General features: G+C 68.9%; 9 protein-coding genes. 3 read left to right on the top strand and 6 right to left on the bottom strand.

What is annotated here, in order from left to right; genetic code table 11:
* Positions 1–5: 5 nt before the first annotated feature.
* From rsmD to ABC766_RS10620, 4 genes are all read right to left on the bottom strand, one after another.
* The gene (rsmD, locus tag ABC766_RS10635) at positions 6–563 is read right to left on the bottom strand and encodes a 16S rRNA (guanine(966)-N(2))-methyltransferase RsmD (protein WP_287090693.1); all 558 of its coding nucleotides are present in this window, start codon (positions 561–563) and stop codon (positions 6–8) included.
* Complete coding sequence (locus ABC766_RS10630) at positions 560–2,335, bottom strand: pseudouridine synthase (protein ID WP_342140743.1); 1,776 nt, start codon at positions 2,333–2,335, stop codon at positions 560–562. Before ABC766_RS10630 ends, rsmD begins: the two co-directional genes overlap by 4 nt.
* Positions 2,336–2,454: 119 nt before the next feature.
* On the bottom strand, positions 2,455–2,631 hold the full coding sequence (locus ABC766_RS10625; protein ID WP_012317097.1) for a DUF1328 domain-containing protein: 177 nt from the start codon (positions 2,629–2,631) through the stop codon (positions 2,455–2,457).
* Positions 2,632–2,708: 77 nt separating this feature from the next.
* The gene (locus ABC766_RS10620) at positions 2,709–2,900 is read right to left on the bottom strand and encodes a CsbD family protein (RefSeq protein ID WP_043754943.1); all 192 of its coding nucleotides are present in this window, start codon (positions 2,898–2,900) and stop codon (positions 2,709–2,711) included.
* A 143-nt stretch (positions 2,901–3,043) separates the two neighbouring features.
* On the opposite strand from ABC766_RS10620, the gene ABC766_RS10615 reads away from it, so the two are divergent.
* Positions 3,044–3,535 carry a nucleoside deaminase gene (locus ABC766_RS10615; RefSeq protein ID WP_342140744.1) on the top strand — a complete coding sequence of 164 codons (492 nt, stop codon included), beginning with the start codon at positions 3,044–3,046 and terminating at the stop codon, positions 3,533–3,535.
* 96 nt (positions 3,536–3,631) lie between these two features.
* Here ABC766_RS10615 and ABC766_RS10610 read toward each other — a convergent pair whose 3' ends face one another.
* Positions 3,632–5,446 carry an outer membrane beta-barrel protein gene (locus ABC766_RS10610; RefSeq protein ID WP_345822155.1) on the bottom strand — a complete coding sequence of 605 codons (1,815 nt, stop codon included), beginning with the start codon at positions 5,444–5,446 and terminating at the stop codon, positions 3,632–3,634.
* Positions 5,447–5,739: 293 nt separating this feature from the next.
* On the opposite strand from ABC766_RS10610, the gene ABC766_RS10605 reads away from it, so the two are divergent.
* Both ABC766_RS10605 and ABC766_RS10600 read left to right on the top strand, forming a co-directional pair.
* Entirely contained in the window at positions 5,740–6,258 is a 519-nt protein-coding gene (locus ABC766_RS10605; protein WP_342140745.1) for a MucR family transcriptional regulator, read from the top strand.
* A gap of 830 nt (positions 6,259–7,088) precedes the next feature.
* Positions 7,089–8,264: an MFS transporter gene (locus ABC766_RS10600; RefSeq protein ID WP_345822727.1), complete on the top strand. Its 1,176-nt coding sequence runs from the start codon at positions 7,089–7,091 to the stop codon at positions 8,262–8,264.
* A gap of 4 nt (positions 8,265–8,268) precedes the next feature.
* On the opposite strand, the gene ABC766_RS10595 is transcribed toward ABC766_RS10600, so the two are convergent.
* Positions 8,269–13,113, bottom strand: coding sequence for an NAD-glutamate dehydrogenase (locus tag ABC766_RS10595; protein WP_345822154.1), 4,845 nt, complete (start codon positions 13,111–13,113; stop codon positions 8,269–8,271).
* Between the last annotated feature and the right edge of the window lie 31 nt (positions 13,114–13,144).

Raw genomic sequence — 13,144 nt, 5'->3', positions numbered from 1 at the left:
GGGGCTCAGGCGCCAAATCGTGCGATCGCCACCGCCGTGTCGCCGTAGACGCGTCGTTCCACCGATTCGAAGCCTGCGGGCCAGACCAGTTGGACGGCTGCGGCCTCCTCGACCACGACAAGAGCCCCAGGGGCGAGCCATCCGCCCGCGGCAGCGCTCTCGAGGGCGCGCGGCGCCAGATCTTTGCCGTAGGGTGGATCGCAGAAGACGAGCGAGAAAGGGCCCGCCGAGGCTGCAGGTCCCAGCCGGGTCGCATCCCGACGGAACAGGCGCGTCACCCCTTCGGCCCCGAGCGCCTCGATATTGGTGCGGATCACCGCGCGGGCTTCGGCGCCCTCATCGACGAGCAACGCGTAGGCGGCACCCCGCGACAGGGCCTCGAATCCGAGAGCGCCCGTCCCGGCAAACAGGTCGAGAACCTGAGCGCCCTCGACAGCGTGCTCGTAGGCATGGGTCAGCACGTTGAACAGCGATTCCCGGAGTCGATCCGAAGTCGGCCGGATCGCTTCGGTGCGCGGCGTGGCGAGCCTGCGGCCCCGCCAAGCGCCACCGACGATCCTCATCGCGTCCCGCGTGGCGGTCGGCCACCGCCGGGCTTGGCTCCGCCGCGCGGGGCACCGGGACGACCACCCGGTCGCCCGCCGCCCTTGCCGGGCGCGCCGCCAGAGAAGCCGCCTGGCTTGCCGCCGGGACGGGATCCACCGGGACGGGATCCACCGGGACGTGCGCCTCCCGGCTTCGGGCCTCCGAAGGCCGGTTTGCCGCCACCGGCGGCGGGTTTCCGGGGCGGGAACGAACCGGCCTTTCGGGCCGCTCCGTCGGCCGGCTTGCCGTCGAATGCGCGTTCGCGCCGATCGCCAGCCTTGCCGTCGCGGCGATCCTCGAAGCGCGTATCCCCGCGCGGCCGGTCGTCTCGCCCTGTCTCCCGGCGCTTCCACTCGCCGGTGCCGCGTTCGCCGCGTGGGCCGGCATTGCGCTCCGGCCGTTCCTGTCCGGCCTTGTCGGCAAAGCGGCGCCGCGGCTTCTCGACGGGCGCTGGCTCCGCAGGCGTCGCCGTCAGGCGCTCGACGACGACGCGGCGCTCGCCGGTGCGGATCGAGCCGACACGTTCGCGACCCCGCTCGGCCGCGGCGGCCTGCGCCGCACGAGGGTCCGCACCGCGGCGGGGGATGCGCGTCCCCCGCGGCTTCGTCGCGTCCTCGTCGCGCCACGCGGAGTTGCGGGGTCCGGGTCCGGTACCGCCTGTCGAGACCCGAGGCGTCGGTGCCGGACGCGCAGCATTGCGCCGGGATGGAGCTTGTTGTGCAGCCCGAGCTTCCCGGTCGGACGGTCGCGATTCGCCGAAGGGAGCGATCGGTTCCCGGACCGGGCTGTCGAAATCCACGCCCGCCTGTTCGGCGAGGCTCTTGCCGAGCTGGTCCTTCAGCACGCGCGTGCGCACCTCTTCCACCAGCCCGACCTCCAGATCGCCCAGCTGGAACGGGCCGAAGGACAGCCGGATCAGCCGGTTCACCGAGAGGCCGAGATGCTCAAGGATACGCTTGACCTCGCGGTTCTTGCCTTCGCGAAGGCCGAGCGTCAGCCAGACGTTGTCGCCCTGGACGCGGTCGAGGGTGGCCTCCACCGGGCCGTATTCCATGCCATCGATGGTCACGCCCTTGGCCAGCCTGTCGAGCTGCGCCTGATCGGTGTCGCCGTGCGCACGGACCCGGTACCGGCGCAGCCAGCCCGTGTCGGGATGCGCGATCACCTTGGCCAAGCCGCCGTCGTTGGTCAGGAGCAGGAGACCCTCGGTGTTGATGTCGAGGCGTCCCACCGCGACGACCCGCGGAAGTTCTTCGGGCAGCGCCTCGAAGACGGTCTGGCGACCCTCGGGATCGCGGGCCGTGGTCACCACCCCCCGGGGCTTGTGGAAGATCCACAGGCGGCTCCGTTCGCGCGACGGCATCGGTTCGCCGTCGATCAGGATGCGGTCGTTCTCGGTGACGTTGCGGGCGGGGGAGGTCAGCGTCTCGCCGTTGACGCTAACGCGACCGGCGAGGATCATCGCTTCAGCATCCCGCCGTGAGGCGATGCCGGCCCGTGCCATAGCCTTGGCGATACGCTCGCCGGGCGGCGTCTCGATAGCGCCCTCGTCCTCGGTCGGGGTCGCCGGCTGCGGCTGCGCAGTCTTGGCACCCGCCTTCGCCTTGGCTGTCGGCTTCCTCGGAGCGTCAGGGGCGTCCGCGGCACTGCCCGCATCGGTCGGCGGGGTCCAGCCCTGGCCCTGGTTTGACTCGGGGGCCGGGCGGGCAGCGCCCGCCTCGGGCTTATCGTCGTTCGGCAGATCGGTCATGCCTGCCGCTTATCAGAGCCACACTCTACAGGCGAGACGGCACGTGCGGTTGAGCCGAGGCTGAAACGACGAAGGCGGCCCATCGGGACCGCCTCGAAGATCGATGCGCGTGTGTACCGTCAGAGCCGGGGTGAGCGACCGCGCATCACGCCGAACACGGCGGAGATCAGGAACAGGGCGATCGCCACGAAGAAGACGATCTTGGCAGCCTCCATGGCCGTTCCGGCGATGCCGCCGAAGCCGAGGAGCGCCGCCACGAGAGCGACGACGAGAAATGTGACAGCCCAGCCGATCATGGCATCCTCGCTTAGTCCGGTTCAGTTCAAGACTGGAACCCGCGCGAGGCGGGTTCCGTTCCGGTTGTGCTTGACGTTCAGAGCTTGTCGGTGGCCGACTTCACCGCGCTCTTCGCGTCGCCGACCGTACCCTGCGCCTTGCCCTTGAGTTCCTGAGCCGCGCCCTCAGCCTTGAGCTTGTCGTTGTTGGTCACGTCGCCGATGCCCTGCTTGGCCTTCCCAAGAGCCTCGTTGGCGACGCCCTTGATCTTGTCGGTGGTGCTGCTCATGGCGTTGTCCTCTTGTTCGACCTGCGGCGATGCCGCAATGGTTCAAGAAACGGTCACGGTCGGTCGAATGTTCCAGCCCTTAACATTGACGGGGATCAGGCCGGGACGCCGCTGCGCCTCCGTGCAGGCACTGGCTTGAGCGGATGGTGGCTTCCGATCCGATCCACCGTCCGGACCGCCCATCGTCCGGAGCGCTGACCGCACTGGATCACGCTTTCGCCGCCGCCCGCGCCGCTGCCGTGGCCGGGGAAGTCCCCGTCGGCGCCGCGGTGGTCCGGGACGGGATCGTCCTCGCGGTCGCGCACAACCGACCGCGGCGGCTCAACGACCCGACCGCGCACGCGGAAATCCTGGCGATCCGGGCCGCCTGTGCGGTCCTCGGTGAAGAGCGCCTCACTGGCTGCGATCTCTATGTCACGCTGGAACCGTGCCCGATGTGTGCGGGGGCCATATCCATCGCGCGGATACGGCGGCTCTATTACGGCGCGTCGGACCCGAAGGGCGGTGGGGTCGAGCACGGCCCGCGCGTCTTCGATCAGCCCACCTGCCATCACGTGCCGGAGGTCTATGGCGGCTTCCGCGAGCGTGAAGCCGCGGCCCTGCTCCGGGATTTTTTCGCCCAGCGCCGCGGTTGAACGGCGGATCAGCGGCGCTGGTCTCGACGGCCTCGGACGGCGCGGCGGAGACGAGACGATGACACCGGCCCTAACGATCGCGATGCGAGCGGCGCCTCATGGGTTCACCCGCAATCCGAGCAGGAAAGTGTTCTCCTGGAAGCTCGATCCGGCAACGGTGCTGTCGAACTTCTGGTAGAGATAAGTGCCTCGCAGCGTCAGCCAGCGCGTGAAGTGGTAGTCGACGCGCGCGGTTGCCGAGAAGCCGTTCTCGCGGATGGTGCTGTTCTGATAATCGTTGCGGAGGTAGGATCCACCCAGGACGATCGACAGGTTGCGCAGGAGATCGTGCTGCACTTCCAGCGTTGCGACCTCGGTCAGCACGCCGCTGGAGCCCGGGATCGTCGTCTCGGTGACGCCCGTCGCGGCGGTGAGCCGGACGGTGGTGAGCGGGCTTGCGGCCCAGACCAGGGCCGCGTTGAGCAACGGCGCATTGATGTCCCGGAGGGTCGGGTCGACGTAGGTCCGATGCTGAATGCCGGCCGAGATCTCACCCGTCACGGAGCGCGCGAGCCCGATGCTCGTGCCGAAGGCGAGCGCGATGCCGTCCGAATCCCGGCGCACACCCGTCAGGTCGAACCGCCGATCGTAGACGCGGGTGTCGCCGAGGAGGTCGATGAATGGGCTGAAATCGGGGTTGACCTCGTAGGCCGTGCGCAATTGGAGACTGTACTGATTCAAGTTCCGGTCGGACTGATTGATGGTCGTCCCATTAGCCAAGCGGGCATTGTCGAACTCCGACCGGTCGATCGACCCGCGCAGAGTCACCGACAGACGGTTGAACGTCTCCGTGGCGCCCAGCGACCCGCCGTAAACAGCCAGAAGCGGCCGGCTCGTCGCCGCGGGGGCCTGCAGGTTGGCGCTCGACGTGCGCTGTGTGTCCACCAGAAAGCGTCCCTCCGCGTCGATGCGAAGATCCCGGTTGGCGTCGATCCGCAGGCGCACGGTGCCGTCCGCTGCGGGGCGGCTCGCGGCCTCGTTCTGCGGCGTTTCGAGGTAAGAACCCCTGAGCGAACCCTGTAGGGAACTCGAGGACCAGTTGCTGCGGAAGTCGACCGTGGCGTCTGTGCGCAGGGCGACCGAGCCCTTCGCGATCTGCCGGCTGGTCTGGTCCGGATTCGAGTCGTAGCCGATGCTCTGTGCGAAGGTCGGGAGCACCGTGAAGGTGCCGACCTGATAGCCGATGGGCGCGAAGGCTGGATCGGTGGGGATCGCGCGCGCCAAGTCGGTGCCGAGGATGAAGCCCGGCGTCAGGAGGCCGAGTGTCGGTCCGATGGCCTGAAGAGGGAACAGGGGCCGGATCGGCGTCACCGTCGACGGATTCGGTACGCCGACCACCGGTTGCTGAACCACCGGCGACAACCGCAGCGCCGGGGGCGGAACCTGCGTCACGCTCTGGGTGACTCGCCGGGTCGCGGACCCGATCCGCCGGGGGGGAGCGGCTCGGGTGCGCAGGAGTGTCGAAGGGGCAAGGTTGGCCGGAGCCGTCGAGCTTCCGCCGGTCCGCCGGCCGCCCGTCGTGATCCGAGTGTCGAGCTGAGACTGGCCGGGCTGGCCCAGCGTCTGCCGCGGTATCGGAGGCGACAGCGGGGACCGAAGGCTGTCGCCTCCGGTTTGCTCGCCGCCCGTCGTGTCCCCGCCGAGCGAGCTGCGTCCTGAATCGCGGGTCAGGCCGTCAGGGATGCTCCGCTTGAGGGCTGGCAGGCCGTTCGGCGCCGCCTCCTGGCCGATGCCGGGATTGTCGGGCTGACCCGTGACGGGACTCGTCGCGTCGAAGCGTTGAGCCAGCGCCGGCGTCGCGAGCGTTAAACTCAGCGCCGCGACGGCCAGCCGCGAGTTCTGCCGTTTCCGCCGGTCAGCCGCCGTCCGCACCTGATCCCGGTCTCCGCCCACATCTCCGGCACCGAAGTCCGAAGGTCATCGATCATGCCGCCCAGAAACGGGTCGCCGGCATGGTTAACGAACCCTAGCGACGGCATGGTTAATGCCCGGTCAACGACGGCATCGCCCTGACATCCCCTGGCATCCCCCTGGCATCGACGCCGCGCGGTTTCGATCTCTCCGCGCCTCCGCAATTATGATTGAGATTTTTTGTATACTCTGCTATCGTTATGATGAATTCGATCGCATCCGACCTGGATTGATCGACTTGGTGATTTGTACTCATGGAGTTTATCGTGAGTGACAGCGCAGCTAACGAGCACAGCCCATCGGTCGATCTCACGGTAGATATCGTGGCGGCTTATGTGTCGAACAATTCCGTGCCGGCTTCGGAGCTTCCCGGGTTGATTGGCGGCATCCATGCGGCATTGAGTGGTTTGACAACTCAAAGTCGTGCCGCGAATTCGCCCGTTGAAAAGATGAGCCCGTCCCAGATCCGCAAGTCGGTCACGGCGGATCATATCATCAGCTTCGAGGACGGGAAGCCGTACAAGACGCTTCGCCGTCACCTTACGTTGCGAGGTCTGACGCCCGAGGCCTACCGTGAGAAGTGGGGCTTGCCGCGGGACTATCCCATGACCGCTGCAAGCTACTCCGCCCAACGCTCCGAGCTGGCTCGGGCTCTGGGCCTCGGGCAGCAGCGCCGCAAGAACGTCGGGGCGCCAGCGCCGGCGCCAACACCGGAAGCCGCCGTCGCGCCTGCTTCCAAGCCGCGCGGACGGAAAAAGGTCGTGGCGGAGTAATCGTCTGAATCGATGGAAGCGATCCATTGCGATCAATGTGTCGGGCGATGACACAAGACTGCTGAGCGGCTTGCCGCACAGATGGCCTCGCGCGATTGGCTGGGCGGCGTCTTGCCTTCTGCGCTGGCGTGGCTCCGGTGGGGGCGGCCACTTCGACGCTCGATGTCCGCCGGTGCCACCTGGGCTCAGGCACGGTGGACCTCGTAGCCCGGATCGCTCAATCGCTTCGGACGCGTCCCGCAGCTCGGGTGACCCCCGCGGTCAGAACCCGTCTGCCAACCTGACTTGCAAGGCTGACGTCTGCGAAGACAGTGTTGTAAAAACCTCGGCTCAACGAAGCGGTGTCGTCGCTTCGACGCTGTCTCGGTTCATGCCGACATTAACTCCGTCGTTTTCAAGCCAGTCCGACCGATCGATTGCCACGGCTGCACTCGGAGACGGTTGCCGGTCACGCCGCGACCTGTGGCCTCGCAAGCCAGCCGCCCGGGCGCCGGATGAGACAACCCCCGCCTCACGTTCCGACGGACGCCTAGGCCAAGCGCGGCGCCGGGCTGGTGCTGTCTCGACCTGATCGAAGGCGGCTCCGGCCATCCGGAAGCTCGCGGCGGGGGTGAGCCGCAGGTGCGGCATCCCAGCCGCAGCGACCCGTGTTCCCGCGCCCCGGTCCATCGGGAACTCCCTGCTCCTCCGCTCCGGCCAGGCCGATCCGCACCGGCGGGCTCTCTGCGCGTCGCGCAAGTGTGCGCCGCGTCAACGGCGCTATCCAATCGCTGACGCGCTGCGATGCTGCTCCGCACCATCGGATCTTGCCCGTGCCGAAGGACATTGCCGTGCTGCCTCTGCCGATCCTCGCCCTTGCCGTCGCCTCGTTTGGGATCGGCACCACCGAGTTCGTCATCATGGGCCTGCTTCCGGAGGTGGCGCAGAGCTTCGGTGTCACCATCCCGCAGGCCGGCTATCTGGTGTCGGGCTATGCCATGGGCGTGGTCGTGGGGGCGCCGATCGTGGCGATCGCCACCGCGGGCCTGCCGCGCAAGACCGCGCTTCTCGCGCTGATGGCCGTGTTCCTGGCGGGCAATCTCGGCTGCGCGTTGGCACCGAGCTACGCCTTGCTGATGACGGCGCGCATCCTGACCGCCTTCGCCCACGGCGCCTTCTTCGGAATCGGCGCGGTGGTGGCGCGGGACCTCGTGCCGCGAGAGAGGCGCACGCAGGCGGTTTCGCTGATGTTCGCGGGCCTGACGCTTGCCAACGTGCTGGGTGTGCCCCTGGGGACCGCCCTCGGCCAGATCGCGGGATGGCGGTCGACCTTCTGGGCGGTGGTGGCGATCGGCCTCGCGGCCGGCCTCGCGATCCAGCTCTGTGTGCCCACCGGCCTTCCCGGAACGCGTGGCCGTCTCGCCAGCGAGTTCAGGGCGCTCGGCCGCTGGCCGGTCTTGCGGCCGATGCTGATCTCGACCCTATCGTCGGTGAGCTTCTTCACCGTATTCACCTACATCACACCGTTCCTAACCGGGGTGTCCGGTTTCTCTCCGCGTGGCGTGACGGGTGTGCTGTTTTCGGCCGGACTGGGCCTGACCATCGGCAACCTCGCCGGCGGTCATCTTGCCGACCGGAGTCCGATGGCGACGATCATCGGCAGCTTCCTCGGCATCGTGGCCGCCTTGCTGGCCCTGGCGGCCGTCGCGCACGATCCCGTTCTGACCGTTCCCGTGATGGTCCTCTGGTCAGGACTCGTCTTCGCGCTGGTTTCGCCGCTGCAGATCTGGGTTGTCGAAGCCGCGACCGATGCGCCGAACCTCGCCTCCACGCTCAACCAGGGCGCATTCAACCTCGGCAATGCCGTCGGCGCCTGGATTGGTGGTACCGCTCTGACCCTCGGCGCGAGCTACCGCGAGCTTCCGTTGATCGCCGCGGCGATGTCCCTCGCCGGGCTCGGCCTGGTCCTTACCGCGGTCAGCCGCCGTCGCCACGAAGTTGCGTCGGCTTCCGTGCCCGGGGCCTGAACAATCAGTCGGCCCGAACGAGGTCGCCTAGCAGGCTGGCGGCCACGGTCGCCTTGGAGACGGTGAGGCCGGACGCACCGATCGCGTCCACCGCGTCGCGGATCCGGGCCAGCGGAGCGCCGCGTGCCTTCACCCAAGCCTCCACCGCGTCGGGGCCCGCGCCCAGATCCGCCACCACTTCGGCGGTGAGTTTGCGATGGGCGGCGGCGATGCCGGCGACCGCGCGCTCCAGCGCGACGCGGTCGAACGTGTCGGCCACCGGCACAGTCCGCGCCGCGGCCGCCAGATCGTCGAGCCGGAAGGCATGCTCCAGGGCGAAATGGGTCGCGGCCACCTCCGCGACCGGTCGGCCACTCGCCTCTGCGACGCGGACGACATCGGGTGCGGATCCGAGCGCGGTGAGCGAGGCCAGCCGCCGGGCCTGGGCCGGGGCCATGCCGTGCCCCGTCAGTTCCGCCTCGCGGGCGTCGATGGCTGCGCGGGCCTCATCCCCGAGGACTTCGGGCAGCGCCGCCTCGACGGCGGCAATGCCGTCCCGGTAGCGGGCGACCATGGGGGCGAGCCCTCCGCTCAGATCGAGGTTGCGGATGAACCAGACGATCCGGTTCAGCAGCAGATCCTGCACCTCCGCATAGAGATCGAGCTGCTCCTGCCCCGAAACGCGGCCCGCTAGACCGTCGATGGCAAGGTTCAGCTCCATCAGCCCGAAGGCGTCCCGGGTCATCGCGTAGGCCTTGGCGATGATTGCGGCGTCGGCGCCGGTGCCGTCCACGAGCCGTGTCACCAGCGAGGGCCCGCCGCGGTTGACGATGATGTTGGCGAGCGCCGTGGCGATGATCTCGCGGCGCAAGCGGTGTGCCTTCACGGCGTCCGGGAAGCGCTCGCGCAGGGCCTTCGGGAAGTAGCGCTGCAGCTCCCGGTCGAAATAGGGATCGTTCGGCACGGTGCTGTCGAGGATGGCGTCGTGCAGAGACAGCTTCGCGTAGGCGAGCAGCACCGCGTATTCCGGCCGGGTCAGGCCCTCGTTTCGGCGCATGCGTTCGGCGAGCGTGGCGTCGTCGGGGAGAAACTCCACCGTCCGGTCGAGGCGGCCTTCCGCCTCCAGCGCCTGCATGGTCCGCATGGCGAAGCCGGTCTCGCCGAGTCCGCCGCGCTGGGCGAGCGACAGGGCGAGGGTCTGCAACTCGTTGTTGCGGAGGACCAGACGTCCGACCTCGTCGGTCATATCGGCGAGCAGGGCGTTGCGCGCCTCGTAGCTCAGCCGGCCGTCCCGCTCCGGCGTCATGAGGGCGATCTTGATGTTCACCTCGACATCCGAGGTGTTCACGCCGGCGGAGTTGTCGATGGCGTCGGTGTTCAGCCGGACGCCCGCGCGTGCCGCCTCGATTCGTCCGCGCTGCGTCAGACCGAGATTGGCACCTTCGCCGACGACCTTCGTGCGCAGCTCAGCCCCGGTGATCCGGACGGCGTCGTTGGCGCGATCGCCGGCATCCTCGTCGGTCTCGGTGGTCGCGCGAACATAGGTTCCGATACCACCGAACCACAGGAGGTCGGCCGGCGCCCGCAGGATCGCCTGCATCAGTTCGGTCGGCGTCGCCTCGGCGCGGTCGAAACCGAGGGCGGCCCGGACCGCCGCGGAGAGCGGGACCGTCTTCAGGCTGCGCGAGAACACGCCGCCGCCCTCCGAGATCAGGCTCTTGTCGTAATCCGCCCAGGAGGACCGCCCCAGATCGAACAGCCGCCGCCGCTCGACGAAGCTCGTGGCCGCATCCGGGGCCGGATCGAGGAAGATGTCGCGGTGATCGAAGGCGGCGATGAGGCGGATGCTCTTCGAGAGCAGCATGCCGTTGCCGAACACGTCCCCCGACATGTCGCCGACGCCGACCGTGGTGATCGGATCGGTCTGCACGTCCACGTCGATCTCGCGGAAATGCCGGCGCACGGCCTCCCAGGCACCGCGGGCGGTGATGCCCATGACCTTGTGGTCGTAGCCCTGGCTGCCGCCGGATGCGAAGGCGTCACCCAGCCAGTGACCCTTCTCGAGGGAAAGCGCGTTGGCGATGTCCGAAAACGTGGCGGTGCCCTTGTCGGCGGCGACCACGAGATAGGCGTCGTCGGGATCGTGCCGCACCGTGTCCGGCGGCGGCACGATGGCGTTGTCGACGATGTTGTCGGTGAGTTCCAGAAGGGTCCGGATGAAGATCCGGTAGCTCTCGGTGCCCTCCTGCATCCAGGCGGCGCGGTCTGACGCCGGAGGCAGGCGCTTCGGGAAGAAGCCGCCCTTGGCGCCCACCGGCACGATCACGGCGTTCTTCACCTGCTGAGCCTTCACCAGCCCGAGGATTTCGGTGCGGAAATCCTCCGGCCGGTCGGACCAGCGCAGGCCGCCGCGGGCGACATAGCCGAAGCGCAGGTGCACGCCCTCGACGCGGGGGGCGTAGACGAAAATCTCGAAGAGGGGCCTCGGCAGCGGCATCGCCGTCACCCGGGCGCAGGCGAACTTGAAGCTGATCGTCTCGCGGGGATGGCCGTCGGCACCGCTCTGGAAGAAGTTGGTCCGGACCGCGGCCTCGACGAGGTTCACAAACCGGCGCAGGATCCGGTCGTCGTCGAGGCTGGTGACCTCGGCGAGCGCGGTCTCGATGCCGGCGCGTATCCCGGCCTCTCGGGCGGCCCTGTCGCCGACGAGTGCCGGATCGAACCTGGCGCGGAACAGGGCGACGATGTCCCGCGTGATCCCGGCATGCCGGCTCAGCGTACCGGCGAGATAGTCCTGTCCGTAACGGATGCGCAGCTGACGCAGGTAGCGACCGAGCGCCCGGAGGAGGGCGGCCTCCCGCCAGGGGAGGGCGGCTTCGAGGACGAGGCGGTTGTAGCCATCGGATTCCGCGGCTCCGTCGGCGATGGCGAGCATCGCAGCCTCGAGAGGCCGTTCCAGGGCGTCGAGATCGATCGCGACACCGGTGGCGCGCTCGATCAGCATGTCGTGCAGCCAGATTCGCGCACCATCCTCGACCCCTGTCGGCACGACCCGATAGGTGCGCTCGTTGATGACGCGGAAGCCGAGATTCTCCAGGCCGGGCACCCGGTCGGACAACGCGATGGCGGCGCCCCGCGAGAAGACCTTCAGCCGGACCTGCGCGGCCGAGTCGCTCTGTCGGCGGCCGAGCTGCACGGCCCGCGGCTGGCTGTCGCCGAGGCGCTCGAGGATCGCCACGTCGGCGACTGCGACCTCCGGCTGGAAATTGTCCCGGTAGGCCGCCGAGAACGCGTCGCCGTAGCGGGCGGCCAGCATGCGCGCCTGGTCGCCGCCGTGAGCCTCCGCGAGCGCCTCGCGCAATGCGTCGCCCCAGGTCCGGACCAGGGCGGTGATGCCGGCTTCGAGGGCCGCTGGGTCCTGCTCCGGGCTGCCCGTGTCGGACAGGCCGATGATGTAGTGAATCCGGGCGAGGGAGCCCTCCGGATAGTCCGGGTGGGCGGCACTCAGCCGGCCGCCATAGGCCTCGGCGAGGTAGGTGCCGATCCGGCCCCGTACCGCAGAATCGTAGCGGTCCTTCGGAACGTAGACGAGGAGCGACACGAAGCGGCCGAACCGGTCCGGGCGCGAGAGCACGCGCACCCGCGGCCTGTCGGCCAGGGCTGCAATGGCCAGGGTGAACCGGTACAGCCGGTCGATGTCGATCTGGAACAGCTCGTCGCGCGGATAGCTCTCCAGTACGGCGAGGAGGCTTCGCCCGGCATGGCTCGTCGGGTCGAGACCGGCGCGCTGGACCACCGCCTCCACCTTCCGGCGCAGGACCGGAACCTCGCGGGCGGGGCTGGTATAGGCCGACGCTGTGAACAGGCCGACGATCCGCACCTCTCCGGACAGCTTCCCGAGCCCGGAGAACAGCTTGACGCCGACATAGTCCAGGAAGGCGGAGCGGTGGACGCGGGATTTCACACTCGCCTTCGTGATGATGAGGGGCTGCGGCTCCTCCAGGAAGGCGAGGATTTCGGGGGTGTAGTCCACGGGGGTCCGGCCCCGGCGCAGGGGTGTGGCGCCGGGATCGCGCAGCACGCCGAGGCTCGACCCCTCGACCAGGGGATGCCCCTCACCGTCGATACCGTGCTGCTGCATGCCGAGGAGCAGGAACTGGCCCTCTGTCAGCCACTCCAGAAAAGCGCGTGCTTCCTCGGTCTCGCTTTCGGGCATCGGCGTCGGGGCTCGGCCGAGATCGGTCGCGAGTTCCGCCACGCGCGCCAGCATGGCGTCGTGATCGTCGGTCGCCAGAGCGACGTCCCGGTAGACCGCCGCGAGGGCGTCCAGCAGCCGCTCGCCGGCCTCGGCCGCCAGCCGGTCGAGGTGGATGTGGATGAAGCTCTCGCGCGCCAGGCTGCCTTGGGCATCGGCCGTCGTTTCGCCGACGACCCGTATCAGACCGCCGCCGCCATCCCGCTCGATGCCGAGAATCGGGTGCGCGACGAGGTGCGGGGACAGGCCCTGCTCGGTCAGTTCGGCGAGGGTCGAGTCGAGGAGGAAGGGCCGGTTGTCGTTGACGACTTCGAGGATCGTCATCTCGCGCGCCCGGCCACCGCGGACGAGGGCCCCTTCGCTGAGGCGCAACCGTGCCGGTTCACCGGGCCGGCGCGGCTCAGCCAGGAAGGCACGGGCTCGCGCGGCGAGATCGGCGAGAGTCCCCGCGTCGTAGGAGGCCAGATCCTCCGGTGTCACGCGGCCGAACAGGTCGCGCACGAAGCCGCCCGGTCCGCCCTGCTCGGTCACGATGTCGGCGGCCGCCTCGATCAGTCCCGTTCGGGCCGTCTTCTGCTCCGAGGAAGACAAGGCCGTGGCGGTTTCGAGTGTCATCGCGCGTCTCCCGAACCGGGTCACTCATCCA

Origin of the sequence: Methylobacterium fujisawaense (assembly GCF_039619325.1) — a bacterium.
Lineage (GTDB): Bacteria > Pseudomonadota > Alphaproteobacteria > Rhizobiales > Beijerinckiaceae > Methylobacterium > Methylobacterium fujisawaense.
This window is presented reverse-complemented; position numbering and strand designations above follow the sequence as displayed.

Coding starts and splice junctions, on each gene's coding strand:
- rsmD (WP_287090693.1), bottom strand. CDS start 563: ATGAGGATCGTCGGTGGCGCTTGGCGGGGCCGCAGGCTCGCCACGCCG.
- ABC766_RS10630 (WP_342140743.1), bottom strand. CDS start 2,335: ATGACCGATCTGCCGAACGACGATAAGCCCGAGGCGGGCGCTGCCCGC.
- ABC766_RS10625 (WP_012317097.1), bottom strand. CDS start 2,631: ATGATCGGCTGGGCTGTCACATTTCTCGTCGTCGCTCTCGTGGCGGCG.
- ABC766_RS10620 (WP_043754943.1), bottom strand. CDS start 2,900: ATGAGCAGCACCACCGACAAGATCAAGGGCGTCGCCAACGAGGCTCTT.
- ABC766_RS10615 (WP_342140744.1), top strand. CDS start 3,044: ATGGTGGCTTCCGATCCGATCCACCGTCCGGACCGCCCATCGTCCGGA.
- ABC766_RS10605 (WP_342140745.1), top strand. CDS start 5,740: ATGGAGTTTATCGTGAGTGACAGCGCAGCTAACGAGCACAGCCCATCG.
- ABC766_RS10595 (WP_345822154.1), bottom strand. CDS start 13,113: ATGACACTCGAAACCGCCACGGCCTTGTCTTCCTCGGAGCAGAAGACG.